Annotated in this window: 25 protein-coding genes; 24 read left to right on the plus strand and 1 reads right to left on the minus strand. The window is 71.3% G+C overall.

Annotation, left to right across the window (positions count from 1 at the left end; genetic code table 11):
* The first annotated feature begins 135 nt into the window (after window positions 1-135).
* From BLV24_RS05845 to BLV24_RS05915, 15 genes are all read left to right on the plus strand, one after another.
* A complete protein-coding gene (locus BLV24_RS05845) occupies window positions 136-1,593 on the plus strand; it encodes an amidohydrolase family protein (protein ID WP_092680141.1) in 1,458 nt (485 codons plus the stop codon).
* Entirely contained in the window at window positions 1,590-2,609 is a 1,020-nt protein-coding gene (locus BLV24_RS05850) for an ABC transporter ATP-binding protein (protein ID WP_092680142.1), read from the plus strand. Before BLV24_RS05845 ends, BLV24_RS05850 begins: the two co-directional genes overlap by 4 nt.
* Window positions 2,606-3,703 (plus strand): ABC transporter ATP-binding protein, encoded by a 1,098-nt coding sequence (locus BLV24_RS05855; protein WP_092680143.1) that lies wholly within the window; start codon window positions 2,606-2,608, stop codon window positions 3,701-3,703. Before BLV24_RS05850 ends, BLV24_RS05855 begins: the two co-directional genes overlap by 4 nt.
* Window positions 3,704-3,996: 293 nt before the next feature.
* The gene (locus tag BLV24_RS05860; protein WP_092680144.1) at window positions 3,997-4,821 is read left to right on the plus strand and encodes a transporter substrate-binding domain-containing protein; all 825 of its coding nucleotides are present in this window, start codon (window positions 3,997-3,999) and stop codon (window positions 4,819-4,821) included.
* Between the two features lie 119 nt (window positions 4,822-4,940).
* The gene (locus BLV24_RS05865; RefSeq protein ID WP_092680145.1) at window positions 4,941-5,678 is read left to right on the plus strand and encodes an amino acid ABC transporter ATP-binding protein; all 738 of its coding nucleotides are present in this window, start codon (window positions 4,941-4,943) and stop codon (window positions 5,676-5,678) included.
* The gene (locus BLV24_RS05870) at window positions 5,678-6,349 is read left to right on the plus strand and encodes an amino acid ABC transporter permease (protein ID WP_092680146.1); all 672 of its coding nucleotides are present in this window, start codon (window positions 5,678-5,680) and stop codon (window positions 6,347-6,349) included. The genes BLV24_RS05865 and BLV24_RS05870 overlap by 1 nt, the downstream gene beginning before the upstream one ends.
* 4 nt (window positions 6,350-6,353) lie before the next feature.
* A complete protein-coding gene (locus tag BLV24_RS05875; protein ID WP_092680147.1) occupies window positions 6,354-7,019 on the plus strand; it encodes an amino acid ABC transporter permease in 666 nt (221 codons plus the stop codon).
* 45 nt (window positions 7,020-7,064) lie between these two features.
* On the plus strand, window positions 7,065-7,994 hold the full coding sequence (locus BLV24_RS05880; protein ID WP_092680148.1) for an N-carbamoyl-D-amino-acid hydrolase: 930 nt from the start codon (window positions 7,065-7,067) through the stop codon (window positions 7,992-7,994).
* Between the two features lie 18 nt (window positions 7,995-8,012).
* Window positions 8,013-8,627 carry a flavin reductase family protein gene (locus BLV24_RS05885; RefSeq protein ID WP_092680149.1) on the plus strand — a complete coding sequence of 205 codons (615 nt, stop codon included), beginning with the start codon at window positions 8,013-8,015 and terminating at the stop codon, window positions 8,625-8,627.
* A gap of 77 nt (window positions 8,628-8,704) precedes the next feature.
* Window positions 8,705-9,664 carry a dihydrodipicolinate synthase family protein gene (locus BLV24_RS05890; protein WP_092680150.1) on the plus strand — a complete coding sequence of 320 codons (960 nt, stop codon included), beginning with the start codon at window positions 8,705-8,707 and terminating at the stop codon, window positions 9,662-9,664.
* Complete coding sequence (hydA, locus tag BLV24_RS05895) at window positions 9,661-11,121, plus strand: dihydropyrimidinase (protein WP_092680151.1); 1,461 nt, start codon at window positions 9,661-9,663, stop codon at window positions 11,119-11,121. The genes BLV24_RS05890 and hydA overlap by 4 nt, the downstream gene beginning before the upstream one ends.
* On the plus strand, window positions 11,118-11,795 hold the full coding sequence (locus BLV24_RS05900; protein ID WP_092680152.1) for an aspartate/glutamate racemase family protein: 678 nt from the start codon (window positions 11,118-11,120) through the stop codon (window positions 11,793-11,795). Before hydA ends, BLV24_RS05900 begins: the two co-directional genes overlap by 4 nt.
* Window positions 11,796-11,826: 31 nt before the next feature.
* The gene (locus BLV24_RS05905; protein ID WP_092680153.1) at window positions 11,827-12,744 is read left to right on the plus strand and encodes a LysR family transcriptional regulator; all 918 of its coding nucleotides are present in this window, start codon (window positions 11,827-11,829) and stop codon (window positions 12,742-12,744) included.
* 99 nt (window positions 12,745-12,843) lie between these two features.
* Window positions 12,844-13,500 carry a sulfotransferase family 2 domain-containing protein gene (locus tag BLV24_RS05910; protein ID WP_092680154.1) on the plus strand — a complete coding sequence of 219 codons (657 nt, stop codon included), beginning with the start codon at window positions 12,844-12,846 and terminating at the stop codon, window positions 13,498-13,500.
* 186 nt (window positions 13,501-13,686) lie between these two features.
* Window positions 13,687-14,475: a sulfite exporter TauE/SafE family protein gene (locus tag BLV24_RS05915; protein ID WP_092680155.1), complete on the plus strand. Its 789-nt coding sequence runs from the start codon at window positions 13,687-13,689 to the stop codon at window positions 14,473-14,475.
* A gap of 43 nt (window positions 14,476-14,518) precedes the next feature.
* On the opposite strand, the gene pdxR is transcribed toward BLV24_RS05915, so the two are convergent.
* Window positions 14,519-16,006, minus strand: a complete 1,488-nt coding sequence (gene pdxR / locus BLV24_RS05920) for a MocR-like pyridoxine biosynthesis transcription factor PdxR (RefSeq protein WP_092680156.1) — start codon at window positions 16,004-16,006, stop codon at window positions 14,519-14,521.
* Window positions 16,007-16,287: 281 nt separating this feature from the next.
* Here pdxR and BLV24_RS05925 point away from each other — a divergent pair, with 281 nt between their 5' ends.
* The 9 genes from BLV24_RS05925 (at window position 16,288) to BLV24_RS05960 (ending at window position 26,628) form a co-directional block, all read left to right on the plus strand.
* Window positions 16,288-17,427, plus strand: a complete 1,140-nt coding sequence (locus BLV24_RS05925) for an extracellular solute-binding protein (RefSeq protein ID WP_092680157.1) — start codon at window positions 16,288-16,290, stop codon at window positions 17,425-17,427.
* Window positions 17,428-17,525: 98 nt separating this feature from the next.
* A complete protein-coding gene (locus tag BLV24_RS05930; RefSeq protein ID WP_092680158.1) occupies window positions 17,526-18,665 on the plus strand; it encodes an ABC transporter ATP-binding protein in 1,140 nt (379 codons plus the stop codon).
* 11 nt (window positions 18,666-18,676) lie between these two features.
* Window positions 18,677-19,609 carry an ABC transporter permease gene (locus BLV24_RS05935; RefSeq protein WP_092680159.1) on the plus strand — a complete coding sequence of 311 codons (933 nt, stop codon included), beginning with the start codon at window positions 18,677-18,679 and terminating at the stop codon, window positions 19,607-19,609.
* Window positions 19,610-19,620: 11 nt separating this feature from the next.
* Window positions 19,621-20,871: an ABC transporter permease gene (locus BLV24_RS05940; protein ID WP_092680160.1), complete on the plus strand. Its 1,251-nt coding sequence runs from the start codon at window positions 19,621-19,623 to the stop codon at window positions 20,869-20,871.
* Window positions 20,872-21,180: 309 nt separating this feature from the next.
* Entirely contained in the window at window positions 21,181-22,440 is a 1,260-nt protein-coding gene (locus tag BLV24_RS05945) for a sigma 54-interacting transcriptional regulator (protein ID WP_092680161.1), read from the plus strand.
* A gap of 353 nt (window positions 22,441-22,793) precedes the next feature.
* Complete coding sequence (locus tag BLV24_RS21905; RefSeq protein WP_176954636.1) at window positions 22,794-23,066, plus strand: hypothetical protein; 273 nt, start codon at window positions 22,794-22,796, stop codon at window positions 23,064-23,066.
* Window positions 23,059-23,676, plus strand: a complete 618-nt coding sequence (locus BLV24_RS05950) for a Pvc16 family protein (RefSeq protein WP_176954637.1) — start codon at window positions 23,059-23,061, stop codon at window positions 23,674-23,676. The genes BLV24_RS21905 and BLV24_RS05950 overlap by 8 nt, the downstream gene beginning before the upstream one ends.
* Window positions 23,677-23,679: 3 nt before the next feature.
* On the plus strand, window positions 23,680-24,573 hold the full coding sequence (locus BLV24_RS05955; protein WP_092680163.1) for a hypothetical protein: 894 nt from the start codon (window positions 23,680-23,682) through the stop codon (window positions 24,571-24,573).
* A gap of 174 nt (window positions 24,574-24,747) precedes the next feature.
* On the plus strand, window positions 24,748-26,628 hold the full coding sequence (locus tag BLV24_RS05960) for a phage tail sheath family protein (RefSeq protein WP_092680164.1): 1,881 nt from the start codon (window positions 24,748-24,750) through the stop codon (window positions 26,626-26,628).
* Window positions 26,629-26,644 lie beyond the last annotated feature (16 nt).

Here is a 26,644-nt window from a genome sequence, read left to right on the forward strand (position 1 = left end):
CGATCGCGCGGCGCGGGGGCCTTCGGGCCGTCGCGCCGCGCCCCCGATCCCGCGCCGCCCGCCCCGGCGGACGGCGCCCCCCTGCCCGACCGTTTTCCAACCGACCGACACGACCATCCGGAGCCCAGAGCCAGCATGACCGAGACCGCCGCCGCCATCACCGTCATCCGCGACGCCGCCTGGATCGTGGCCTGGGACGAGGCCGGCGCCCGGCACGTCTACAAGCAGCGCGAGGACGTCGCCTTCCAGGGCGACCGCATCCTGCAGGTCGGCGGCAAGTACGAAGGCCCCGCGACCCGCGAGATCGACGGCCGCGACATGCTGGTGTCGCCCGGCTTCGTCAACGTGCACTCGCACCCCTCCTCCGAGCCGATGAACAAGGGCATGCTGGACGAGCTCGGCTCGAAGCGGCTCTACATGTCGTCGCTCTACGAATTCATGCCGCTGTTCAGGCCGGACCCCGAGGGCGTGCAGCACTGCGTGCGCGTCGCCCTGTCGGAACTGCTGATGTCCGGTGTCACCACGGTCTGCGACCTGTCGGTGCCCTATGAGGGCTGGCTGGACCTGCTGGCCGAGAGCGGGATCCGCGCCTACGCCGCGCCCATGTACCGCTCCGCCCGCTGGTTCACCAAGAACGGCCACGTCGTGGAATACGAGTGGGACGAAGCCCAGGGCGAGCGCGACATGGACGCCGCCATGGCCGTGGTCGAGGCCGCGCAGTCCCATGCCTGCGGGCGGCTCGGGGGCATCGTCTCCCCCTCCCAGATCGACACCTGCACGCCGGAGCTGATCCAGGCGAGCCACGCCGAAGCGAAGAAGCGCGGCGTGAAGATGACCCTGCACGCGGCCCAGTCGATGGTGGAGTTCCACGAGATCACGCGCCGCCACGGCATGACCCCGATCCAGTGGCTCGACAGCCTCGGCGTGCTGGACGACAACCTGATCATCGGCCATGGCATCTTCCTCAACGACCATCCCTCGGCCAACTGGCCGCTGGCGGATGATTTCGAGATGCTCAAGGCCTCCGGCGCCGCGGTCGCGCACTGCCCCACCGTTTTCCAGCGCCGCGGCATCACCATGCGCACCGTCGGGCGGTATCTGCGCAACGGGATCAAGGTGGGCATCGGCACCGACACCTATCCCCACAACATGCTGGAAGAGCAGCGCAACGCCCTGTTCAACTCCCGCGTCATGTCGCAGAACGTCTACGACATCCGCACCGAGCAGGTGTTCGACGCGGCCACCACGGGCGGCGCGGCGATCCTGAACCGCGACGACATCGGGCGGCTGGCCCCCGGCGCCAAGGCGGACCTGTTCCTCGCCGACCTGACCCATCGCGCCATGCGCCCGATGCGCGACCCCGTCTCCACCCTGATCTACGTCGCCGCCGAGCGCGCCGTGACCGACGTCTTCGTCGACGGCCGCCAGGTGGTGAAGGATCGCGACGTGGTGGCCTTCGACCTCGACCGCGCCCTGGACGGGCTCGAGGCCGCGCAGCGCCGGGCCGAGGCGCAGTTCCGTCAGCTCGACTTCGCCGGTCGGTCCCATGCCGAGGCCGCCCCCTACGTCTTCTCCAACGAGGGCGCCGAATGACCGCCAAAGCCTCATCTCCCGCCGTCGATCCCGACGCGCCGCTGCTCGAGGTCAAGGACCTCAAGGTCCATTTCCATACCGAGACCGGGGTGTTCCGGGCGGTGGACGGGGTGTCGTTCTCGGTCCGCCGCGGGGCCACGCTGGGCATCGTGGGCGAATCCGGCTGCGGCAAGTCGGTGACCAGCCTCGGCATCATGCGCCTGATCGCCCAGCCGCCGGGCCGCTACGCCGGCGGCGAGGTGAAGTTCGAGGGCCGCGACATCCTCAAGATCTCCGAGCGCGAGATGCGGGGCCTGCGCGGCGGCCGCATGGGGATGATCTTCCAGGAGCCGATGACCTCGCTGAACCCGGTCTACACGATCGGCGACCAGATCATCGAAAGCCTGCGCGCCCATGGCGTCGCCGACCGCAAGGCCGCCCGCAAGCGCGCCATCGAGATGCTGGACCTGGTGAAGCTGCCCTCCCCCGAGACGCGGGTGGACGACTTCCCCCACCAGTTGTCGGGCGGACAGCGGCAGCGGGCGATGATCGCGCTGGCGCTGGTCAACGACCCCGAGCTGCTGATCGCCGATGAGCCGACCACCGCGCTCGACGTCACCGTGCAGGCGCAGATCCTGAGCCTGATGCGCGACCTGCGCGAGCGCACGGGCGCGGCCATCGTGCTGATCACCCATGACCTCGGCGTGGTGGCCGAAACCTGCGACGACGTCGTGGTCATGTATGCCGGCCAGGTGGTGGAGAAGGCGCCGGTGGCGGAGCTGTTCTCCGGCCCGCAGCATCCCTACACGCTGGGGCTGATGGCCGCCGTGCCGCGGCTCGACGCGCAGACCGACCGGCTGGAGACCATTCCCGGCTCGGTCCCTCCGCCCTATCTCCAGCTTCCCGGCTGCCGCTTCGCCTCGCGCTGCCCGCTGGCCACCGACCATTGCCGCGCCGCGCCGCCGCCGCTGCGGGAGATCGGCCCCGGCCGCTCCGTCGCCTGCTGGCGCGCCCCCATCGAGGAGATCGCCGCATGAGCGCCGCTTCCGTCCCCTCCGGCAAGGCGCCGGTGCTCGAAGTCGAAGGCCTGACCAAGCATTTCCCGATGAAGGGCGGCCTGTTCGGCCGCACCACCGGCGCCGTGCAGGCGGTGACCGACGTGTCGTTCTCGGTCGCGCCCGGCGAAACCCTGGCCATCGTCGGCGAATCCGGCTGCGGCAAGTCCACGACGGGCCGCGCCCTGCTGCGGCTGCTGGAGCCCGACAGCGGCGCCGTCAGGCTGGACGGGGAGGACATCATCGCCCTGTCGCCCAGCCGGCTCCAGGCCGCGCGGCGGCAGATGCAGATGGTGTTCCAGGACCCGTTCGGCAGCCTCAACCCGCGCATGAACGTGCGCGAGACGCTGATGGAGCCGATCCTGCTGCATGGCGTCGCCACCGGGGCGGCGGCGGAGAAGCGGGTGTCCGAGCTGCTCAAGACCGTGGGCCTGTCGGACTACCACGCCGACCGCTTCCCGCATGAATTCTCCGGCGGCCAGCGCCAGCGCATCTGCATCGCCCGGGCCCTGTCGACCCGGCCGCGGCTGATCGTGTGCGACGAGCCCGTCTCGGCGCTGGACGTGTCGGTGCAGGCGCAGATCGTGAACCTGCTGCAGGATCTGCAGAAGCAGTTCGGCATGGCCTATGTGTTCATCTCCCACGACCTCGCGGTGGTGCGCCATATCGCGAAGCGGGTGGCGGTGATGTATCTGGGCCGGGTGGTGGAGCTGGCCGACGCGACCGAGATCTTCGCGCGTCCGCACCACCCCTACACCCGCGCCCTGATCGCCGCCGCGCCCAAGCCCGTGCCCGGCGCGGTGCTGGGGCGCGAGGAGGTGAAGGGCGACGCGCCCTCCGCCCTGCGTCCGCCCTCCGGCTGCGCCTTCCACCCGCGCTGCCCGATGGCCCAGGACCGCTGCAGGACCGAGCGGCCCGAGCTGCGCCGCGTCGGCGGCGCCATGGCCGCCTGCCATTTCGCCGAGGCGGTGGCCGACATGGGCGCCCAGGTCGAGGCCGCGCGCCCCGACGCCCTGCTGCGTCGGCTGGACGTTCTGGCCAAGGCCCGCGCGGAGGCCGCCCAGCCCGCCGCCTGAACGCCGCGCCCGTTCCCGTCAATCACGCCCCCCTCCCCCTTTGCGGGGAGGGGGGCGTTTTCGTTTGTCCGGACAGGTCATCGCCTATTTTTCGGGCGCCTGGATCGCCAATCCATAACCTACGCCAATTTATAAATCGGAAAATAAATCAAAGATTATGTTTTCGGCATGGTGCGCCGCAGCGAAACCGTCATAATCCGAGTCGTCCCGTCGGCCCGACCCGCCGGCGCGGACCAATTCCACGGACAAACGGCCCGAAACGCGGCCCGAGACGACAGCAAGGAGGCTCCCACATGAAGACCCTCATCGGCGCGCTCGCTCTGTGCGCCCTCGCGACGGCCGCGGCCGCGCAGGACAAATACACCACCGGCGTCGACGGCACCTTCGCCCCCCATGCCTTCCCCAAGCTGGGCGGCGGCATCGAGGGCTTCAACGTCGATCTCGTCGAAGAACTGCGCACGCGCCTCGGCGCCGAGATCGAGCTGGTCGCGACCCAGTGGTCGGGCCTGCTGCCCGGCCTCGCCGCGGGCACCTACGACTTCATCTCCGCCCCCACCACGATCACCGAGGAACGGTCCGAGAACCTGCTCTTCACCGAGGGCTACCTGAACACCGACTTCCTGTTCGTGGTGAAGGCCGGGACCGAAGAGGTCACCGATCTCAAGCAGTTCGCCGGCAAGACCATCGCCGTGAACAAGGGCGCGGTCTATGACAGCTGGGCCCGCGGACTGGCCGACGAAATCGGCTGGACGGTCGAATCCTACGGCACCAACGCCGACGCCATCCAGGCCGTGCTTTCGGGCCGCGCCGTGGCGAACGTGGCCGGCAACACCGCCTCGGCCTGGGCCGCCAAGCAGAACCCGCAGCTGGAGATCTCCTATCTCCATTCCACCGGCCTGGTCTGGGGGATGCCCCTGCGCAAGGACAGCGAAGCGCTGCGCCAGAAGCTGGAAACCGCCATCGAGTGCATGAAGATCGACGGCACCTTCGCCGAGATGCACGAGAAATGGTTCGGCTTCACCCCGCCCGAGGGCGCCGCCGCCGTCACCCCCCTGCCCGGCTGGGGCCAGCCCGGCTTCGCCGGCTATGTCGACGACGGCCACGAGCCGTCCTGCTGATCGGTTCCCGCTGATCCGATCCCCAGGGCCGGTCCCCTCCCGTCGCGCGGAGGGGGCCGGCCGACGCCGCGGGCGTCGCATTCCGTCGCCTCCCGTCGCCGCGCCTCCAGGACCGCCAGATGACCCTCCCCATCCTCGAACTCGCCGGCCTTCGAAAATCCTTCGGAGAGCTTGAGATCCTCACGGGGATCGACCTGAAGGTGACCAAGGGCGAACTCGCCTTCGTCATCGGGCCGTCGGGCTCGGGCAAGTCGACCATGCTGCGCTGCTGCAACCTGCTGGAGCGCCCGACCTCCGGCGCGGTGATGCTGGAGGGGCGCAACATCGCCGCCTCCGGCGTGCGGCTCGACCCGGTGCGCCGGCGCATCGGCATGGTGTTCCAGAGCTTCAACCTCTACCCGCATCTCGACGCGCTGGGGAATGTGAGCCTGGCGCTGCGCAAGTCGCTGAAACTGCCCCGCGCCGAGGCCGCCGAGCGCGCCGCCGCGGCGCTGGAGCGGGTGGGCCTCGCCGAGCGCGCCCGCCACCACCCCGCCCAGCTTTCCGGCGGCCAGCAGCAGCGCGTCGCCATCGCGCGCGCCATGGCGCTGGAGCCTGCGGTGATGCTGTTCGACGAGCCGACCTCCGCGCTCGACCCCGAGCTGGTGGGCGAGGTGCTGGCGGTGATGCGCGAGCTGCGCGAAGCCGGCATGACCATGGTCGTCGTCTCCCACGAGATGCGCTTCGCGCGCGAGGCCGCGGACCGGGTGATCTTCATGGACCAGGGCGCGATCGTGGAGCAAGGGACCGCCGAGGAGATCTTCGGCGCCCCGAAAAGCTCGCGCCTTCAGGCCTTTCTCGCCCGGCAGGCCGCGTGATGGACTTTTCGGACGCTTTCCTGAACGCCACGGTGCTCCAGAAATACGCGCCCTCGATCCTGTCGGGGGTGTGGGTCACGCTGTATCTGTCGGCGATCATCGTCGTCGCCGGCACCGCGCTGGGCCTGATCCTCGCCTGCATCCGCGCCTGCGGCTGGAAGGCGGTGAACTTCGTCATCATCGTCTATGCCGACATCCTGCGCGCGCTGCCGCCGCTGGTGCTGATCCTGATCGCCTATTTCGGGCTGCCGGGGGTGGGGGTGCTGTGGTCCTCGAACCTCGTGCTCTTCATCGTGCTGACCCTGATCCTCGCGGCCTTCGCGGAGGAGATCTTCTGGGCGGGCATCACGTCGGTCGGCAAGGGCCAGTGGGAGGCGTCGCGCTCCACCGGGCTGGGCTTCGCGCAGACGCTGTTCTGGGTGGTGCTGCCGCAGGGCGTGCGCATGGGCCTGCCGCCGCTGACCAACCGCGCCATCGCGGTGACCAAGATGACGGCGCTGGGATCGGTCATCGGGGTGCCCGACATCCTCAACCAGGCCACCACGGCGCAGAGCTTTTCGGGCAACGCCTCCCCCCTGACCCTGGCCGCGCTGGCCTATGTGGCGCTGTTCCTGCCCTTCGTGCTGCTGGCGCGCTGGCTGGAGACCCGCTTCGCCTGGAAGAGGACCTGAGCCCGTGGAACAGATCGCGCAGCAGTTCTTCAACCTCGACATCATGAAGGCCAGCTTCCCCATGCTGATGGAGGGGCTCAAGATCACCTTCCTGCTGGTGCTGGTGGTGGTGCCGCTGGGGCTGATGGGCGGGCTTGTCGCCGCCATCGCCTCGGGGGCGAAATCCCGCTGGATCCGCTGGCCGGCCTACGCCTTCGTGGACTTCTTCCGCTCGATGCCGCCGCTGGTCCTGCTGATCGCGGTCTATGCGGGGCTGCCCTTCGCGGGCATCCGGCTCGACCCGTTCGCGGCGGTGGCGCTGGCCTTCCTGCTCAACAATTCCGCCTATTACGGCGAGGTCTACCGCGCCGGCATCGAAGCGGTGAGCCCGGGCCAGACCGAGGCCGCGCGCTCCACCGGCCTGTCGGCGCCGCAGACCATGGCCTATGTCGTCCTGCCCCAGGCGGTGCGCAACGTGCTGCCCGACCTGGTGTCGAACACGGTGGAGGTGGTGAAGCTGACCTCGCTCGCCTCCGTCGTGTCGTTGTCGGAGATGGTCTACCAGGCCGACATGGCGCGCTCGGTCACCTACAACGCCTCGCCGATCGTGCTGGCGGCGGGCGTCTACCTGGTCCTGCTCTGGCCCGTGGTCCGGCTGATCAGCCGCCATGGCCGCAAGATCGCATCCTGAACGAACACCCAAGAACGCCACCCAAGAACGCCACCGGAGGAAGACATGCGCGAGATCACCGTCGGCGGGGCCCAGATGGGTCCCATCCAGAAGGCCGAGAGCCGCGAGGCCGTCGTCGCCCGCATGATCGTCCTGCTGGAGGCGGCCGCGAAAAGGGGCTGCGACCTGGTCGTCTATCCCGAGCTGACGCTGACCACGTTCTTCCCGCGCTACTGGATGGACGACGAGGCCGAGATCGACGCCTGGTTCGAGCGCGAGATGCCCAACGGCGCGACCAAGCCGCTGTTCGACCGGGCCAGGGAACTGGAGATCGCGCTCTGCCTCGGCTACGCGGAGCTGACGCCGGAGGGGGATCACTACAACACCCAGATCCTCACTGACCGCACCGGCGCCATCGTGGGGAAATACCGCAAGGTCCACCTGCCCGGCCATTCCGAATACGACACCGAGCGCGCCTTCCAGCACCTGGAGAAGAAGTATTTCCTGCCCGGCGATCTCGGCTTTCCGGTCTGGCGGAACATGGACGCCTGGATGGGCATGATGATCTGCAACGACCGCCGCTGGCCCGAATCCTGGCGGCTGATGGGGTTGCAGGGGGTGGAGCTGGTGGTCTTCGGCTACAACACGCCCTCGGTGAATTCCCAGATGGGGGGCGAGGGGCTGGAGAAGCGGCTTTATCACTCGGAGCTGGTGATCTGCGCGGGCGCCTACCAGAACGCGACCTGGGCCGTGGCCGTGGCCAAGGCGGGCGACGAGGACGGGCACCCGCTGATGGGCGGGTCGATCATCGTCGATCCCAACGGCTTCGTGGTGGCCAAGGCGCAGACCGAGGGCGACGAGCTGATCACCGCCGTATGCGACATGGACGCGACGGTGTTCGGCAAGGAGACGATCTTCGACTTCGCCCGCCATCGCCGGATCGAGCATTACGGCCCGATCACCGCGCAGACCGGCGTGAAGACGCCGGAGGCCTGAGCGCCGGAGGACTGAGACATGGACACCGATCTGCTCTCGCTCGACCCCAGGACGGTCTACAAGCTGCTCTGCGCCGTGGCGGTTCCGCGGCCGACCGCCTGGGTCACCACGCTGGGGGAGGACGGGACGGTCAACGCCGCCCCCTATTCCTTCTTCAACATCTTCGGGGAGCGCCCGGCGCTGGTGGTGCTGGGCTTGCAGCATCGCGAGGACGGGACGCCCAAGGACACCACCCGCAACATCACCCGCACCGGCGAGTTCGTGGTCAACATCGTGACGCCCGAGCTGAAGGACATCATGGTCGAGACCGCCGCCGCCTACCCGCCCGAGCGGGGGGAGCCGGAGGCGGTGGGGCTCGACGTGGCCCCGTCCTCGCAGGTGGCCCCGCCCCGGCTGGCGGCGGCGCCGGCGGCGCTGGAATGCCGCAAGCTCACCTCGCTCAGCTTCTCCGCCCAGCGGGATCTGCTGATCGGCGAGGCGGTGGCGCTGCATACCCGCGACGGGCTGCTGGACCCGGAAACCATGCGGATCGAGTGGGAGGGGCAGTTCCCCCTCGCCCGGCTGTTCGGGGACCGCTACGCTCGGCTGGTGGAGATCGAGCCCGCCCCGATCCCGGCCCCGAAACCGCTCTGACCGGCCCCGCCGATCAGACGATCTGACGACCTGACCAGACCAGACCCGAACCAGAAAAACGGCCCCGGAGGATCCCCATGCCGCTCATCGACCGCAACACACGCGGCGTCTACGTCATCGCCGCCACCCCTTTCGCCGATGACGGCGCGCTGGATCTCGGCTCCATCGACACGCTGGTCGACGCCTATGTCGAGGCCGGCTGCGACGGCATGACCATCCTCGGCGTGATGGGCGAGGCGCCCAAGCTGTCGCCCGAGGAAAGCCGCGCCGCCATCGCCCGCTTCATGGCCCGCGCGCCGAAGGATTTCGGGACCATCGTCGGGGTCTCGGCGCCCGGCACCGACAACCTCGTCCGGCTCGCCCACTCGGCGATGGAGGCCGGGGCCGCCGGCGTCATGGTCGCCCCGATCCCCGGCCTTGCGCTGGAGGCGGCGCTGGTCGGCTATTACGCCCAGGTCTGCGAAGCGCTGGGGCCGGACGTTCCCGTGGTCTTCCAGGATTATCCGCAGCTGACCGGGGTGAAGGTCGCCGCCTCCACCATCCTGCGCCTGACCCGCGATTATCCGCAGATCGTCATGCTCAAGCATGAGGACTGCCCGGGCCTGTCGAAGCTTCAGGCGGTGCGCGAGGGGTCGGGGACCGCCGACACGCCGCGCCTGTCGATCCTGTGCGGCAATGGCGGGATCTACCTGCCGCAGGAATTGCAGCGCGGGGCCGACGGCGCCATGACCGGCTTCGCCTGGCCGGAAATGCTGGTCGATGTCTGCCGCCTGCACCATGCGGGCAAGGTCGACGAGGCCGAGGACCTGTTCGACGCCTGGCTGCCCCTGATCCGGCACGAGCAGCAGCCCGGCATCGGCATCGCGCTGCGCAAGGAGGCGCTGAAGCGCCGCGGCGCGATCAAGTCCGCGAAGATCCGCGCGCCGGGGCCGAGCCTGTCGGCGGCCGATCTCGCCGAACTCACCCGCCTGATCGCGCGCACCGAGGCCCGCGTCGCCGCGATCGGCGGCCGCACCGGAGGAAAACTCGCCGCATGACCTACGACCTCGTCATCAAGGGCGGCACGGTCGCCACCGCCTCCGATACCTTCCGGTCGGATGTGGGGATCAGGGACGGCAAGATCGTCGCGCTGGGGCTGGGGCTGGAGGCGCCGGACGTGATCGACGCGACCGGCAAGCTGGTGCTGCCCGGCGGGATCGAGGCGCATTGCCATATCGCGCAGGAAAGCTCCTCGGGCGGGATGTCGTCGGACGATTACTGGACCGGCTCCGTCTCCGCCGCCTTCGGGGGGAATTCCTCCTTCGTGCCCTTCGCCGCCCAGCATCGCGGCATGGGCGTGACCGAGACGCTGGAAATCTACGACGGCCGCGCCGCGCCCAACTCGGTCATCGACTACGGCTACCACCTGATCATCTCGGACCCGACCGAGACGGTGCTGAAGGACGAGCTCCCCGCCGCCTTCGCCCGCGGCGTGACCTCCTTCAAGGTCTTCATGACCTATGAGAAGACCCGGATCGACGACCGCCAGTTCCTCGACATCCTGACGGTGGCCAAGACCCATGGCGCGGTCACCATGGTCCATGCCGAGAACCACGGCATGATCCAGTGGATGGTGGAGCGGCTGGAGGCCGGCGGCCATACCGAGCCGCGCTATCACGCCCCCTCCCACCCCGCGATCGCGGAGGCGGAAGCCATCTACCGCGCCACCTCGCTGGCGCGGCTGGTGGATACGCCGCTGGTCATCGTCCATGTCTCCACCCCCGAAGGCGCGCGGATCGTGCGCGACGCGCGGGCCGAGGGGGCCAAGGTCTTCGGCGAGTCCTGCCCCCAGTATTTCTTCCTGACCCGCGACGATCTCGACCGGCCGGGGATGGAGGGGGCGAAATACATGTGCTCGCCCCCCCTGCGCGACACGGCCACCCAGGAGGTGCTGTGGAAGCATCTTCAGACCGGCACGTTCACGCTGTGGTCGTCGGATCACGCGCCCTACCGCTATGACGAGACGGGCAAGCTTGCCAACGGCCCGGAGGCGCCCTTCAAATCCATCGCCAACGGCATGCCCGGCATCGCCCTGCGCCTGCCGCTGCTGTTCTCCGAAGGGGTGGGAAAGGGGCGCATCACGCTCAACGACTTCGTGGCGCTGTCCGCGACCAACGCCGCCAAGCTTTACGGGATGCACCCGACCAAGGGCACGATCTGCGTGGGCGCGGATGCGGATATCGCGATCTGGGATCCGGACCTGAAAAAGACCGTGACCGTCGCCGATCAGCACGACAACATGAACTACACCCCGTTCGAGGGGATGGAGCTGACCGGCTTTCCCGTCACCGTGCTCAACCGCGGCCGTCGGATCGTGGAGGGCGGGGAGCTGAAGGCCGAGCGCGGCTCGGGTCGCTTCATGGCCCGCAACACCGCGGACATGACCGGCCGCCCCGGCGCCACGGTCCCCGAACTGGACCCGGCCACCAATTTCGGCGCGAGGATCGCCCCATGACCCCCTCCCCTTCCGTTCCCGGCCCCATCCTGCTGGTGAACCCCAATTCCAACGAGGCGGTGACCGAGGGGATGCGCGACGCCGTCGCCGCGCTGGCCTTTCCCGGCGCGCCGGCGCTGGATTGCCTGACGCTGGCCGAAGGCCCCTTCGGGGTGCAGACGCAGGTGGAGAGCGACCAGGTGGTGATCCCGCTGGCGAACCTGGTCAAGTCGCGGCCCGACGCCTCGGGCTTCGTGATCTGCTGCTATTCGGACCCGGGCATCGACGCCTGCCGGTCGGTCGCCGCCTGCCCGGTCTTCGGCATCCAGGAATGCGGCGTGCTGGCCGCCATGGCCCGCGCCGACCGGTTCGGGGTCATCGCCATCGCCGAACCCTCCGTGCGTCGCCATCGGCTCTACATGCGCCGCATGGGCGTGCTGGACCGGCTGGCGGGCGAGATTCCCCTGAACATGACCGTGGCCGAGTCCCATTCCGGCGAAGGGACTTTCGCCAGGCTGGAGGAGGTCGGCGGCCAGCTGATCGCCCAGGGTTCCGAGGCCATCGTGCTGGGCTGCGCCGGCATGGCCCGCCATCGCAAGGGGCTGGAGGACCGGCTGGGCGTGCCGGTGATCGACCCGGTGCAGGCCGCCGCCGCCATGGCGCTGACCACCGCCATGCTGCGCGCCGCCGCCTGACGGGCGCGGGCCGCTCCATGAAGATCGCCGGATGAAAATCGAGCGCCGCAACGACCTGTCCCTGCGCCTGCTGGAAGTGTTCGGCGCGGTGATGCAGCACCAGACCACGGTGCGCTCGGCCGAGGCGCTGGGGATCTCGCAGCCCGCCGTCTCCACCGCCATCAAGGCGCTGGAGGCGCAGGTGGGCTTCGCCCTGTTCGAGCGGCGCAACCGCCGGATCCTGCCCACCGAGGAGGCGCTGGACCTCTACCGCGAGGTCGAGCCGATCTTCGCCATGCTCCGCTCCGTCGAGGGGCGGGTGCGCGACCTGCGGGCCGGGGCGGCGGGCAAGCTGCGGATCATGGCGACGCCGCCGCTGGGGCACTCGCTGGCGCCGGTGGCGCTGAAGCGGTTCCTGGACGCGCGGCCCAACGTGGTGATCGACTTCGACGTGCGGCGGGCGGAGACGGTGGCCGAGTCGGTCGCCGTCGGCGCCGCGGACATCGGCCTGGTGCTGCTGGCCGCGCCCCGCTCCGGCGTCGAGATCGAGGAGATCGCGGACGCCGACATGGTGGCGCTGATCCCGCCCACGCACCCGCTGGCGGCGCGCGACGCCATCGCCCCGCCCGAGGCCGCGGCGGCCGGCTTCGTCGGCCTGCATACCGGGTCCCGCCTGGGCGAGATCCTGCGGGAATCCTTCCGCTCCGCCGGCACGCCCTACGCGCCGCGGGTCGAGGTCCGCTATTGCCATACCGCCGCCGTGCTGGCCCAGGCCGGGCTGGGCGTGGCGGTGGTCGATCGCTACACCGCCGGCTTCATGCAGGGGCCCGACCTGGTGCAGCGGCGGTTCCGGCCCGCGATCTCGGCGCCCTGCTGCCTGCTGACCCGGGCCGACGCGCCCGTCTCCCAGCTCACCCGCCATTTCGCCGACGACATCCGCGCGGCCGTGCGCGCCGACGCCGCGCGATGACGCGGGATTTCGCGGCTTGGCGCGGCGGGCCGGCTGGGGAATAGTCGCGGCCTGCGCCCCGCCCTCCCTGCGCCCCCGCCGTCCGAGGACCTCGATTTCATGGCCGTGATCCTGCGCCGCCACCGGCTGCTCTACCTGCCCGTGCCCAAGGTGGCGAACACCTCGCTCAAGCATTTCTTCTTCGAGATCGAGAACGGCCGGCGCTTCGAGAACTTCATCGTCAACGGCGTGCGCAAGCATATCCACACCGCCTGCTATCCCTCGCGCCGCTTCCGCCGGCTGGCGCTGAACGAGGTGAGCGACCTGCACCGCATCGCCGTGGTGCGCGATCCGCTGGACCGCTTCGTGAGCGCCTACAACAACCGCGTGCTCCACCATCGGGACATGACCGCGAAGCCCGGCAAGCTGAAGGCGGCGGGGCTGGACCCGATGCCGGGGATCAACGAATTCGCCGCGCGGCTGGAGGATTACCGCGCCGCCCATGTCTCGATCCGCCATCACACGCTGCCGATGACGGCGTTCCTGGGCGAGGATGCGGGGTTCTTCCACAAGCTCTACGACATGCGCGATTGCGACCGGCTGGCCGAGGACGTGCTGGAACGGGTCGGCGGCCCACGGATCGAGCTGCGGCGGATGCAGACCGGCAAGAGCCCCGACCCCGCGCGGCGCGAGGACCTGGAGCCCGCCAATCTCGCGCGGATCAAGGCGTTCTACGCGAAGGACTACGCGACCTGGGGCCGGGTGTTCGCGGCTTGACCGGGGGCTTGACCGGGGGCTTGGTCGGGGGCGCGGGGGCGCGGCGGGTTGAAACCCGCCCTACGGGCCTGGCGCCCTTCCCGCCGCGGCCCTGGCCCTGTTCGGCGGCGGCGCGGCGTGATCTGGGGACGGGCATGAGCCCAGTCGCCCCCCGCCCGCTTCGCCGCCCCACATGAGCGTCCCCGCATGAGCGTGTTCGCGACCCTGGCCGAGGCCACGCCCACCGTCCCGGTCCTGCTCGCCTCCGGCGCCGCGGTGCTGGGGGCGGCGGTGCTGCGCGGGATCACCGGCTTCGGCTTCGCGCTGGCGGCGGCGCCGCTGCTGGGGATGTTCCTGCCGCCCGCGCAGGGGGTTGCGGTGGTGATCCTGATCCAGGTGATGATCGGGCTGCGCGACGTGGCGGCGCTGCGGCGCAGCCTCGACATGCCATCGCTGAAGCGTCTGTCGCTGGGGGCGCTGATCGGGACGCCGGCGGGGGTGTGGCTGCTGGCCTGGCTCGACCCCGCGGCGCTGCGGATCGCCATCGCCGCCACGGTCGCCATCGGGCTGGCGCTTTTGCTGCGCGCCCCCGCCGCGTCCCCCGACGCCCCGCCGCCCGAGGACTGCCGCGAGGCGTTTCCCGCGGGGCTGGCGGCCGGCCTCTTCGGCGGGCTGGCGGCGATGGCGGGGCCGCCGGCGGTGGCCTATTTCCTGCGCCGGCGCACGGCCCCGGCCACGGCGCGGGCCTCGTTGATGTGCTTCTTCTTCGCCACCTCGCTCATGGCGCTGCCGGGCATGGGCATGGCGGGGCTGGTGGACCTGCCGACCGTCGTGCTCTCGGTCCTGTGCCTGCCGCTGATGCTGGGGGGCGCATGGTTCGGCGGGCGCATCTTCGCGCGGACCTCGGAGGCCGGCTACCGCAAGCTCGCCATCGCGGTGCTGGCGGTGATGGCCGCGGCCTCGGCGCTGCGCGGGATCGCCGGGCTGATGGGATGATGGGATGATGGGATGATGGGATGACGGCCGGCGGGCCGGCGTCCTAGCCCGCCACCTCCCGCACCGCGTCGGCCAGCTGGGCGATGCCGGGGGCGATCCGGTCCAGCGGGATCGCCGCGAAACCCAGCCGCAGCCGGTCCACCGGGGGCGCCTCGCGCAGGTAATGCACGTCGCCCGGCTCCACCAGCACGCCGCGGGCGCGGGCCGCCTGCGCCACCGCCCGCGCGTCCAGCCCGCCCGGCAGCCGCAGCCAGATCGCCGAGCCGCCGGAGGTCGCGCGCAGCTCCGCCTCCGGCATCCGGGCCGAGATCTCGGCCATGCAGCGGGTCCAGCGCGCCGCCAGCCGGGCGCGGGTGCGGCGGACATGGGCGTCGAGATGCCCCTCGGCCATGAAGATCGCCATGGCCCGCTGATCCAGCGCCGGCGGGTGGCGATACATCAGCCGGCGCAGGGCGCGCAGCTCTTCGATCAGCGCCGGCGCCGCCACCACGAAGCCCAGCCGCAGGCCGGGGAACAGCGTCTTGGTCAGGCTGCCCGCATAGATCACCCGCCCCCCCGTGTCATAGCTCTTCAGCGCCGCGCGGGGCGGGCCGATATGGTTGAGCTCATGCTCGTAATCGTCCTCGATGATGAGGAAATCCGCCTCCCGCGCCCGCGCCGTCAACGCCATGCGCCGGTCCAGCGGCAGGGTCACCCCGGTCGGGCATTGATGCGAGGGCGTGACGCAGACGAGATCGCAGGCGTCCAGCCGGTCCGAGACGATCAGCCCCGCGCCATCCACCCGCAGGGGCGCCAGCTCCGCCCCCGCCGCCCGAAAGATGTTGAAGGCGTCCACATAGCCCGGATCCTCCAGCCCCACCCGCAGCCCCGGCCGGGTCAGCGCCTGCGCGATCAGGTAAAGCGCGTTCTGCGAGCCCACCGTGACCAGCACCTCCTCGGCCCGGGCCCGGATGCCGCGCTGGGGCAGGATGCGGGTCAGGATCTGGGCGATCAGCATCGGGTCGTCGCCATCCACCTGGTCGCCGATCCACGCCTCCACATGCCGGTTGGAGCCCGCCGCCCGCACCGCGTCCCGCCAGCGCGCCACCGAGGCGTCGTCGACCGAGACCTGCCCGTAGAGGAACGGATAGGGATAGCGCCGCCAGTCCGAGGGCTTTTCGATGTTGCGCTGGGCATGGGCGTTGAGCGCGAAGCGGGCCTCCCAGTCCGCGGGCGCGTCCCCCTCCGCCCCGAAAAGCGAGGCGGTGCGGGTGTCGCCGCGCAGGGCCGAGACCTCGCGCAGGTGGCGCTCGTCGATGAAATGGCCGCGCCGGGGGATGGAGCGCAGGAAGCCGTCGTCGATGAGCTGCTGGTAGACCAGCACCGCGGTGTTGCGCGACACGCCCGCCAGCGCCGCGAGATCGCGGGTCGAGGGCAGCGGTTCATGCGGCGGCGCGGCGCCGTCGAGGATCGCGTCCACCAGCCGCTCGCGCACCTGTTGCTGAAGCGTGCGCTCGGCGGTCATCGGCTTGCGGAAATAGGGGTCGAGCATGGGCGGTCCTTTCGCCGCGCCCGCGCCGCCGAAGCCGGGGGGAGAGGCCGGAGGGGGGAGGCCGGGGCGCGGGCATGGCCCGCGAACCATGCCCGTTCATCGCCCCTGGCGCCATAGATTCCGGGCGCTGGCTCTATACCCGCGTTGCGGCGCCGCAATAGCGTTTTGATGCGATGCGGAACCGGACGCGGCGCGCTGCGCGGACGGCCCGGACCATATCGCCCACAGGCCCTGACGCGCCCGCCGGGCGACGCGCGGGGCGCCAACAGGGAACCGCTTCGATGACCGATTTCACTTCCAGGGCCGGCCTCAGCCGCCGCGCGATCCTCAAGGGCGGCGCGACGCTGGCCGTCGGCCTCGCCGCCCCCGCCATCGTCAGCCGCCGTGCGCTCGCCTCCTCGGGCGAGCTGAACATCCTGATGTGGTCCGACTACCTGCCCGAGACCTTCGTCTCGGCCTTCGAGACGTCCACCGGGATCAAGATCAACTTCACGGGCATCGGCTCGAACGAAGAGATCATCAACAAGATGAAGGCCACCAAGGGCCGCGGCTTCGACATCGTGTCGCCGACCAACAACCGGTCGCTGCAATGGCAGCCGCTGGAGCTGCTCCAGCCCATCGACATGACCCGCGTGCCGCTGGAGAACGTGAACCCCGCGATGGCCAAGATCGGCGAGGTCGACTGGGCCTTCGGCGAGGGCGTCTACTGGGCGCCGCATATCTGGGGCACCGAGGGCATCGCCTGGCGCACCGACCTGTTCACGCCCAAGGGGGTCCTGCCCTCCTACGGCGACGTCTGGGCCGACGAGAACGCCGGCAAGACCATGGGCCGCGGCCATTCGATGATGCTGGGCGCCGGGCTCTACATGGAGACCATCGGCGAACTGGCCCCGGGCGACGTCTGGAAGGCCTACAAGACCCCCGAGGCGATGGCCGAGGTCTGGGGCAAGATCACCGACTGGTGCATCGCCAAGAAGGGCAACGTGAAGCTGCTGTGGAACGACGCCGACACCCAGAAGAACGGCCTGCTCAATGAGGGCGTGATCGTCGGCCAGACCTGGGACGGGCCGCCGCTGGCGCTCAAGACCGCGGGCGAGCCGGTGATGTATGCGGCCCCGCTGGAAGGCGCGATGGCCTGGGTCGACGGCATCGCCATCCCGACCGGCGCCGAGAACATCGACGCGGTCTACGAGTTCCTGAAGCACGCCTACATGCCGGAGCTGGCGGGCGAGGCCATCGACCACCACGGCTACAACTCGCCGGTGCTGGGCGCCGACAAGTTCGCCGGCGCGGCCTATGCCAGAAACTTCGCGGACGCCTATCCGGGCGACGCGCTGGCCAACCTGAACCCCTGGCCGGCCGAGCCGCAGTGGTATGCCGACGCGCGCACCGAGTTCGTCAACAGGTTCACCTCCGCCTGACCGGCGCCTGAGCCGACGCGCGGACCGGGGGCGCCCCCGGTCCGCGCTTTTCGTTCGACCCCGCCCCCCTTTCCCCCTGTCACGTCTCCGGAGTCCCGATGACCAAGGACATCACGCTCGACTATGTCTCGGTTCAGTTCGGCGATTACGTCGCGGTGGACGGGGCGCATCTGACGATTCAGGGCGGCGAGTTCTTTTCCTTTCTCGGGCCCTCGGGCTGCGGCAAGACCACCCTGCTGCGCTGCATTTCGGGGTTTCAGGAGCCGACGGCGGGCCAGATCCGCATCGGCGGCAAGGACATGCGCGGCATCGGCCCCAACAAGCGGCCCACGGCGCTGATCTTCCAGAACCTCGCGCTGTTCCCGCTGATGAGCGTCGCCGACAACATCGCCTTCCCGCTGGAGGTCCGCGGGGTGGACCGCAAGACCCGCCGCAGGCGCGCCGACGAACTGCTGGAGCTGATCGCGCTGTCGGGCCAGGGCGACAAGAGGATCTCCGAGCTGTCGGGCGGCCAGAAGCAGCGCGTGGCCATCGCGCGGGCGCTGGCGGTGGAGCCCGACATCCTGCTGCTGGACGAGCCGCTGTCGGCGCTCGATCTGAAGCTGCGCCAGCACATGCGCCGCGAATTGAGGGCCATTCAGAAACAGGTCGGGCTGACCTTCATCTACATCACCCATGACCAGGGCGAGGCGCTGACCATGTCCGACCGGGTCGCGGTCATGTCCCGCGGCCGGATCGAGCAGGTGGGCGACGCGCGCGCCGTCTACGACCAGCCCCGCACCGCCTTCGTGGCGAGCTTCGTGGGGGAGAACAACGCGCTGACCGGCCGGGTGCTGGGGCGGGAGAACGGGCTCTCCACCCTTGACCTCGGCCTGCCGGCGCCGGTGCGGGTGGCCACCGCCTCCGGGCCGGGCGCCAAGCTCGCTCCGGGGGCCGAGTGCATGGCCTTCGTGCGCCCCGAGGCCCTGCGCCCCTGCGCCCCGGACGCGCCCAACGCCTTCCCCGCCACCGTGATCCGCGAGGAATTCGAGGGCGCCCAGCGGCATCTGGTGCTGGAGACGCCCGGTCCCGGTCCCGCCGCTGGTCCCGCCGCCGGTCCCGCCGCCCCGCGCGAGCTGCGCATGACCCTTGTGAACGACGACCGCGACGCCGCCTTCGGCCCCGGCGCCGCGATCAGCGTCGGCTTCGCCCCGGACATGGCCTGCGCCCTGCCCCCGGGCGAGCTGGCCTCGGCCTGAGGGGGCGCGCCATGTCGGGTCTCCGCGCCTTCTTCGCCGGCTTCGTGGACCGCAACGGGCTGCCCGTCGCGATCTATCTCGGCCTCGCCGTCACAATCTGGGTGTTCCTGCTGGTGGCGCTGCCGCAGCTGGCGATGCTGGATTTCTCCTTCCGCCACAACCTGCCCCCGTCGAAGATGGGCGGGCCGGAGGACGTCTACACGCTGGAGCAGTATCGCTATTTCTTCCTCGGCTCCGAGATCGGGGGCGGCGACTGGAACGCGCTGGATATCGGGGTGCTGTTCAAGACCCTGCTGGCGGCGGTGGCGGTGACGCTGATCGACCTCGCCATCTGCTATCCGGTCGCCTACCTGCTGGCGCACTCCGCCAGGGGGGCGGCGGGGCGGCTGATGGTGCTGGCGCTGATCGTGCCCTTCTGGGTCAACGAGATCCTGCGCGCCTTCGCCTTCCGCATCCTGTTCGGGGCCACCGGCGTGATCAATGAAGCCGGCATGGCCATGGGCCTGTGGTCCGCGCCCATCGACTTCGTGGGCGAGGACGTGGCGCTCTATGCCGGGCTGTCTTACGCCTACATCCTGCTGATGATCTTCCCGCTCTACAACGCGATCGAAAGCCTCGACCGCAACCAAATCGAGGCCGCGCGGGACATGGGCGCGAGCCGCATCCAGGTGCATTGGAAAGTGGTGATCCCCTACGCCAAGCCCGGCATCGCCTCGGGCTCCACCATGGTGTTCATGCTGACCGCGGGGGCGCTGGCCGCGCCGCAGATCCTGGGCGGGCCGTCGAACCTGTGGTTCACGCAGATCGTCTACCAGTGGTTCAACGACGGCGGGAACTGGCCGCGCGGCTCGGCCTACGCGATCGTGCTGCTGGCGGTCTGCATCGGCTTCGTCATGCTGATGATGCGCGTGTTCCGCGTGTCCATCGGCGCCATCGGACGGTGAGGAGCCCCGCCATGACCAAAGGCCCCGCGCTCCTGCTGCCCGTGCTCTATCTCGCGCTGTTCTTCGCCTATCTGTTCGGCCCGCTGGCGATCATGGCGATCACCGCCTTCAACTCGGCCGGGTTTCCGCGGGTCAGCCCGTGGGAATGCCTGACCTTCGGCTGGTTCGGCAAGCTCGCCCAGGACACCCGCCTGCTGGAGGGGATCGGCAATTCGCTGATCATCGGGGTGGGCGTGGTGCTGATCGCGGTGCCCATCGGGCTGGCCGCGGCGCTGACGCTGAGCCAGGTGGGGCCGCGGCTGCGGGCCTCGCTCTACACCGTGTTCATCGCGCCGATCCTGGTGCCCGGCGTGGTCATCGGCCTGTCGACGCTGATCTTCTGGGACCGGCTGGGGGCGATGATCGGGGCGGATTACGACACGCTGTTCTATGACGGCATCTTCCTGACCATCGCCGGCCAGGTGACCTTCATCGCCGCCTATTCGATGCTGGTGTTCCTGTCGCGCATCTCGCGCTTCGATCCCACCCTGACCGAGGCCGCGCTGGACATGGGCGCCACCCCCACCCAGGCCTTCGTGAAGGTGCTGCTGCCCTTCATGGCGCCGGCCATCGCCTCGGCCGCGGTGCTGGCCTTCCTCGCGTCGATGGAGAACTACAACACCACCGTCTTCACCGTGGTGGCCGAGAGCACCTTCACAACCGTGCTCGCCTCCAAGGTCCGCTATGGGCTCGACCCCTCGATCTCAGCGGTGGCGGTGATCATCGTGGCCTTCACGCTGATCGCGGCGACGGTGTTCGAGATGGGCAAGCGCCGCCAGACCCGCGCCGCGTCCGGCCTGCTGGCGCTGGACCGGCCGGTGCTGAGGCTGATCGCGCATCCGCTGTTCGTGGCGGGGCTGATGGCGGCGCTGGTCGGCGGCGTGGTCTGGACCGGGGCCAACCATGACAGCTCGGTCTGCGAGATGCAGGTGCTCGACGACAAGCGCGCCGTGCAGGAGCGGCTGGAGCAGGAGCGGCGCGAGCGGATCGAGGCGCTCACCCCCGCCCCGTCCGCCCCGTCCGCGCCCACCCAGTCCGCGCCCGGCGGCGCCTTCGCTCCCGGTTCGCTGGCCCCCGGCGGGTCCGCGCCATCCCCTGCGCCATCCCCTGCGCCGGCCCCCGCCCCGTCCGCGCCCGGCGGCGCCTTCGTCCCGGGGGCGCTGGCCCCGGGCGGGGCCTTCGCGCCCGGCGGGCTGGCGCCCTCGGGGTCCGTCGACAACTAGGCGGCGGGACGGGGCGGAGGCGGTCGCGTCCGCCCTGCGCCCCCTCGCCGCTGCGGGCCTCCTCTTTGAAATCGCAAGCGAAATCCGTCGCCCGACCGCGGCGCGAGCGCGCTCGCCCCTGCGGCGAACTGAACGTCTGAAGCTATTTCGCGGAAAGTGAGCCTATTCACCGCGGATTCCATACCGTTACGTTAACTGTTCCATGAACGAAGACGATCAGGGAGCGCGCGGATGAATGTTCTGAGCCTTGCGAGCCTCGCCCGATTCGGCGTCGCCCGCCCCGCGGACCTCGCCGCCCGGAGCTGAGCGATGTCGCGCAAGTCCGTCCCCGCCTCCGGCGCGTATCCGCCGGCCTCGGCCGCGCCTGTCCCGCGCGCCGACATCCCCGTCGCCCCCGCCCCCGCCCCCGCCTCCGCGTCCCGGCGCAGGGCGGCCCGCGGCGCCGATGCCGGGCCCGGGCTGGCCCCCTTCGCCCGCGCGCGGCTTGTGGGCGACGCGCCCGCCTTCCGCGCCGCGCTCGACATCGCCGGCCGCGCGGCCCATGTCGCCGCGCCCCTGCTGATCCACGGCCGCACCGGCACGGGCAAGGAGCAGCTGGCCCGCGCCATCCACTATTCCGGCGACCGCGCCGAGCAGCCCTTCGTGCCGGTGAACTGCGGCGCGCTGACCGAGTCGCTGCTGGAGAGCGAGCTGTTCGGCCATGTCCGCGGCGCCTTCACCGATGCGCGCGCCGACCGCGACGGGCTGGTGGCGCAGGCCGAGGGCGGGACGCTGTTTCTCGATGAGGTCGACGCCCTGTCGCCCCGCGGCCAGGTGGCGCTGCTGCGCTTCGCGCAGAGCCGCGAATACCGGCCGGTCGGCGCCCCCGCCCCGCGCCGGTCCAGCGCGCGGATCGTGGCGGCCTGCAATGGCGACCTGCCCGCCGCCGCCGCCCTGGGCGACTTCCGCGAGGACCTGTTCTGGCGCCTCGCAGTGCTGGTGATCGAGCTGCCGACGCTCGCCGAGCGTCCCGGCGACCCGTCCCGGCTGGCCGCGCATTTCCTGCCCGCGATCTGCCGCCGCTTCGGCCTGCCGGCCAAGCGGCTGAGCCCGGCGGCCGAGGCGGCGATCGAGGCGCATGACTGGCCGGGCAACGTGCGCGAGCTGGAGAATTTCCTGCAATACGCGGTGGTGATGACCGATGGCGAGGTGATCGACCTCGCCCCCGGGCGCAGCGCCGCGCTCACCGCGGGGGCCGAGGCCGCGCGGGCGGCCTGGCCGCAGCCCGAGATCGCGCTCGGGCCCGGAACGGCGCGCCCCGATCCCCATGCAGGGGGCGCCGCGCAACCCTCCTCCGGGGCCTGCGCGGCGGACCCCGACGCCCCTGCAATCCCCGCGCCGACCGGTGGTTTCCACGAGGCCAAGGCCGCCGCCGTGGCGCGGTTCGAGCGGGACTACCTGCGCGCCGTGCTGGCCCGGGCCGGGGGCAATGTCACCCGCGCCGCCGAGCTTGCGGGGACCGAGCGGCGGACGCTCGGCCGGCTGCTGAAGCAACACGGGCTGCGCGGCGCGCCCGACGGCTCGGCCTGAGCCGCGCGCCCGCCCGCGCCCCGGTCCGGGGCGCGCCCCATATCCGGAGCCCTCGGGGCGCGTCGCCTCCCTGTCGCGCTTCGTCCGCTCCGGATCCTCCGCCCCGGCGCCCTCCCCCTGGCGTCGGGGCGATTGTTTTTCCGGGGCGCCCGACCTTCCGCGCAGATCGCTCGCGCCCCTCCGGGTCGGGCCTCGTCCGGCCGGGTCGCGGGCGACCCGATACCGGGTCCGGCGCGACCCGCCCGGCGCCGCCAGTAACTTTCTTTACCTTACTTTTCAACAGATTAACCACCTGGCACGCCGCTTGCCATGACCTCCCCCAAGGAACCTGACCCAGGGAGGCTTCGAGCCTTATGTGCGACGGCTGCATGGACTGGATCGACCGGGTGGCGGAGGAGATCGAGGCGCATGTCTCGGAGCATCCCCACGCCTCCGACACCGTCTCGGGCATCGCCGAGTGGTGGATCGGCCAGCGTCGCTTTCTGGAAGCCGAGGACCATGTGGAGGCCGCGCTGGACCGGCTGGTGGATCGCGGCGCGGTCGAGCGTCTGGCCCGCCCCGGCGCGCCGGACCTGTTCCGCGCCGCCCGCGCCGCGCCTGCGGGGCCGGGAGGCGCGCATGGCTGACACCCGCGCCATCATGGCGGTGGGCGAGGCGCTCTCGACCCTGCTGCGCACCGCCTACCAGCCCGCCGATTTCGCCGCGGACCTGGAGTTCCGCACCATCACCCCGCGGGAGACGACCGCCGGCCAGATCGCCGCCGGGGTGTCCTTCCTGCTCTACCGGATCGTGCCCAACGGCGCCCATCGCACCCCCGCCGGCCGCTTCGACGCGCAGGGGCGCCGGCGGCAGAGCCAGCTGCCGCTCGACCTGCACTTCCTGATGACGGTCTGGGGCCAGGAGGCGACGCTTCAGAACGCGGTGGCGGGCTGGGCGCTGCGGATGATCGAGGACAGCCCGCTGCTGTCCTCCGGCCTGCTCAACGCCGCCGCGCCGGGCGCCTTCCGACCGGAGGAGGTGGTGGAGATCGGGCTGGCGGAACTGTCCAACGAGGACCTGCTGCGGATCTGGGAGTCGATGGGGGCGAACGCCGCCTACCAGCTCTCGGTGCCTTACGTGGCCCGCGTGGTGCGGATCGAGAGCCTGCTGCCCGAGCCCGGAACCGGCGGCGTCCCGGTGCAGGAGCGGGCGCCGGATTTCGGCCTGCTCACCCCCGAAACCGCGTTGGGGGAATAGGGCATGACCGTCGAGATCATCGAGCGCGACTCCCGCTTCGCCCCCCTGGGCATCCGCTTCTGGGACGCGGCGCTGGACCGGGCGGCGGAGGAGCCGATCGTCGCCCTGGCCTTCCCCGCGGGCGCGCCCTTCGCGACCCCGGTGCGGGGCCGGCGCACGCTGTCGGGGGCGCATGCGTTTCTCGGCCTGCCGGGGATGGGCGCGTTGGAACGGGGGGGCGGGGCGGACCCCGGCTCGCCCCCCGGCTCCCCTCCCGGCTCGCCCCCCGCGACCCGGCCCTATGTGGTTCAGGTCGCGGACCCGTCGGGCACGCATCTGCCGATCGCCTTCGGGCTGGACCTGCCCCTGCCCTATCGCGGCCTGTTCCTGGGGCCGGGCGCGGGGTCGCCGGTCTCGCAGCCGGGCTTCCTGCTGTTCCCCGCGCCCACGCGGCGGCGCCCCGGCTGGCTGGCCGCGGTGCGCGGCGAGATCGGGCGCGCCGACGGGACCGGCCCCGCCGCCCATGCGGTGGTGGAGGTCGAGGACCCGGACGGCGCGGTCTGGACCGGCATCTGCGACGCGCAGGGCCGTTTCGCGGTGCTGCTGCCCTGGCCCGCCCCGGCGGTGGCGCCGGCGGGCTCCCCCGGGCTCGGCGGCGGCGCGCCGCTGTCGGGGCAGTTCTGGACCCTCACGGTCGCGGTGCGCCTCGACCCGGCGGGCCTGCCGGTCCTGCCCGGCGCGGGGCTGCCGGACCTGGGCGACGTGCTCGCCCAGCCCGCCGCGGAGGTCTGGGCCGACGCGCCCGGGGACGGCGGCGCCCCCGCCCCCGACTGGACCGGCCGGCTCGACCAGGGGGAGGAGCTGATCCCCCGCACCGCCGGCCTGTCCCGCCTGCTGGCCGGACCCGCGCCCCCATGACCCGCGCCCCCATGACCCAGCGACCATGACCGACCCGCCGAGCTGAGGGCGGATCGCCGCCCGGCGCCCCGCCCCGATCCATCCCCGCTCCAACCCCGCCCCGCTCCCGGCTCGCGCAGAGCCCCGACCCAGACCCCGCAGCGGCCCCGCCGCCCCGCCTGAGAGGATCCGATCATGCCCGAATATCTGGCGCCCGGCGTTTTCGTGGAGGAAGTCAGCTTCCGCCAGAAGACCATCGAGGGCGTGAGCACCTCGACCACCGGCTTCGTCGGCCCGGCCCGCTTCGGGCCGACCGAGGGCGAGCCGCCGCTGCTCACCTCCTTCTCCGAATTCGAGCGCATCTATGGCGGGCTCGACAACCTGCGCCTCGGCGGGGTGGAGGCGCCCAACTACCTCGCCCATGCGGTGCGCGCCTATTTCGACGAGGGCGGCAAGCGGCTCTATGTCGGGCGGCTGTGGAACCCGACGGTGGACAGCCCGCCCCTGTCCGGCCATTCGACCTGGCCCGACGCCGCGACCTCCCCCGATCCGGGCTTCGCGCTGCGCGCCCGCCATCCCGGCCGGGCCGGCGACATGCGCGTGGCGCTGGCCTTCAAGCTGGGCGAGAACGCGCTGGTCGCCGCCGCGGGCGGGCCGGAGCTGCGCGGGGTCGCGCCCTTCGACACGGTGCTGGCGACCCCCGCCGGCAGCCCGGCGGGCCAGGCCGAGCTTTACTGGGCCGAGCGGATCCAGGACCCGGTCACCGGCGTCGACGCCTTCCGCCTGCGCGACGACGATCCGGTGGGCCCGCCCGCCAGCCCCGCCTTCACGCTCGACATGTTCGACGCGGTGCGGGTGGTCACCGTCTCCGTGATCCTGCGCCAGCCGGGGCGGTTCGCGGATGAGCAGACCTTCCCCGGCCTCGCCTTCCACCCCGCCCATCGCGCCGCCCTGACCCGCGCCTTCGCGGCGGAGCCGGAGCGGCGCGCGACCTTCCTCTACACGCCCCTGGTCGTGGACACGGACCTCGCCAACGGCGCCGCGCTGGCCGAGGCGCTGACCGCCCTGCCCAACGCCGATGACGGCACGCCGGTCATCGACATCATGCGCCAGGCGGCGGCCGACCCGTTCATCCCCTCGGCCGAGGCGCTGACCGCGCGGCTGGCGCTTTCGGGCGGCGACGACGGCGACGCGCTGGTGGCCGCGGACTACGCCGGCCAGGGCGACGCGCCCAAGACCGGACTGGCGGCGCTGGAGGATCTGGAGGACATCTCCATCGTCGCGGCCCCCGGCGCATCGGCCGACGCGGTGACCGGCCCCGGCGTGATCCGCCAGCTGATCGGGCACGCCGAACGCATGCGCTACCGCATCGCGGTTCTGGACTCGGTGGAGGGCATGCTCCCCGCCGAAGTCCGGGCCCTGCGCGGCGCGATCGACAGCACGCGGGCCGCGCTCTACTACCCCTGGGTGGTGGTGGACGACCCGCTGGCCGACGGCGAGCCGCGGGAGCTGCTGCTGCCCCCTTCCGGCTTCGTGTCGGGCATCTACGCGCGCAACGACGCCGAGCGCGGGGTGCACAAGGCCCCCGCCAACGAGGTCGTGCGCCTCGCCTCCAACTTCGAATTCCTCATCAACCAGCGCCAGCAGGAGGCGCTGAACCCCGAGGGCGTCAACTGCCTGCGCTTCTTCGAGGGCCGCGGCTTCCGGGTCTGGGGCGCGCGCACCGCGTCCTCGGACCCCGAGTGGAAATACGTCAACGTCCGCCGCTACTTCGCCTTTCTCGAACGCTCGATCGAGAAGGGCACGCAATGGGCGGTGTTCGAGCCCAACGGGCCGCGGCTCTGGGCCAACATCCAGCGCACGGTGGAGGATTTTCTCTACAACGAGTTCGTCTCCAACCACCTCGCGGGGCGCAAGCCGGCGGAGGCGTTCTTCGTGCGCTGCGACGAGACCACCATGACCCAGAACGACCGGGACAACGGACGGCTGATCTGCCTGATCGGCGTCGCCCCCCTGCGCCCGGCCGAGTTCGTCATCTTCCGCATCGGCCAGAAAACCGCGGACGCCCGCGGCTGACGCGCGCGGCCGACCC

The organism is Albimonas donghaensis (genome assembly GCF_900106695.1).
In the GTDB taxonomy this organism is placed as follows: Bacteria; Pseudomonadota; Alphaproteobacteria; order Rhodobacterales; family Rhodobacteraceae; genus Albimonas; species Albimonas donghaensis.

Coding starts and splice junctions, on each gene's coding strand:
- BLV24_RS05845 (WP_092680141.1), top strand. CDS start 136: ATGACCGAGACCGCCGCCGCCATCACCGTCATCCGCGACGCCGCCTGG.
- BLV24_RS05850 (WP_092680142.1), top strand. CDS start 1,590: ATGACCGCCAAAGCCTCATCTCCCGCCGTCGATCCCGACGCGCCGCTG.
- BLV24_RS05855 (WP_092680143.1), top strand. CDS start 2,606: ATGAGCGCCGCTTCCGTCCCCTCCGGCAAGGCGCCGGTGCTCGAAGTC.
- BLV24_RS05860 (WP_092680144.1), top strand. CDS start 3,997: ATGAAGACCCTCATCGGCGCGCTCGCTCTGTGCGCCCTCGCGACGGCC.
- BLV24_RS05865 (WP_092680145.1), top strand. CDS start 4,941: ATGACCCTCCCCATCCTCGAACTCGCCGGCCTTCGAAAATCCTTCGGA.
- BLV24_RS05870 (WP_092680146.1), top strand. CDS start 5,678: ATGGACTTTTCGGACGCTTTCCTGAACGCCACGGTGCTCCAGAAATAC.
- BLV24_RS05880 (WP_092680148.1), top strand. CDS start 7,065: ATGCGCGAGATCACCGTCGGCGGGGCCCAGATGGGTCCCATCCAGAAG.
- BLV24_RS05885 (WP_092680149.1), top strand. CDS start 8,013: ATGGACACCGATCTGCTCTCGCTCGACCCCAGGACGGTCTACAAGCTG.
- BLV24_RS05890 (WP_092680150.1), top strand. CDS start 8,705: ATGCCGCTCATCGACCGCAACACACGCGGCGTCTACGTCATCGCCGCC.
- hydA (WP_092680151.1), top strand. CDS start 9,661: ATGACCTACGACCTCGTCATCAAGGGCGGCACGGTCGCCACCGCCTCC.
- BLV24_RS05900 (WP_092680152.1), top strand. CDS start 11,118: ATGACCCCCTCCCCTTCCGTTCCCGGCCCCATCCTGCTGGTGAACCCC.
- BLV24_RS05905 (WP_092680153.1), top strand. CDS start 11,827: ATGAAAATCGAGCGCCGCAACGACCTGTCCCTGCGCCTGCTGGAAGTG.
- BLV24_RS05910 (WP_092680154.1), top strand. CDS start 12,844: ATGGCCGTGATCCTGCGCCGCCACCGGCTGCTCTACCTGCCCGTGCCC.
- BLV24_RS05915 (WP_092680155.1), top strand. CDS start 13,687: ATGAGCGTGTTCGCGACCCTGGCCGAGGCCACGCCCACCGTCCCGGTC.
- pdxR (WP_092680156.1), bottom strand. CDS start 16,006: ATGCTCGACCCCTATTTCCGCAAGCCGATGACCGCCGAGCGCACGCTT.
- BLV24_RS05925 (WP_092680157.1), top strand. CDS start 16,288: ATGACCGATTTCACTTCCAGGGCCGGCCTCAGCCGCCGCGCGATCCTC.
- BLV24_RS05930 (WP_092680158.1), top strand. CDS start 17,526: ATGACCAAGGACATCACGCTCGACTATGTCTCGGTTCAGTTCGGCGAT.
- BLV24_RS05935 (WP_092680159.1), top strand. CDS start 18,677: ATGTCGGGTCTCCGCGCCTTCTTCGCCGGCTTCGTGGACCGCAACGGG.
- BLV24_RS05940 (WP_092680160.1), top strand. CDS start 19,621: ATGACCAAAGGCCCCGCGCTCCTGCTGCCCGTGCTCTATCTCGCGCTG.
- BLV24_RS05945 (WP_092680161.1), top strand. CDS start 21,181: ATGTCGCGCAAGTCCGTCCCCGCCTCCGGCGCGTATCCGCCGGCCTCG.
- BLV24_RS21905 (WP_176954636.1), top strand. CDS start 22,794: ATGTGCGACGGCTGCATGGACTGGATCGACCGGGTGGCGGAGGAGATC.
- BLV24_RS05950 (WP_176954637.1), top strand. CDS start 23,059: ATGGCTGACACCCGCGCCATCATGGCGGTGGGCGAGGCGCTCTCGACC.
- BLV24_RS05955 (WP_092680163.1), top strand. CDS start 23,680: ATGACCGTCGAGATCATCGAGCGCGACTCCCGCTTCGCCCCCCTGGGC.
- BLV24_RS05960 (WP_092680164.1), top strand. CDS start 24,748: ATGCCCGAATATCTGGCGCCCGGCGTTTTCGTGGAGGAAGTCAGCTTC.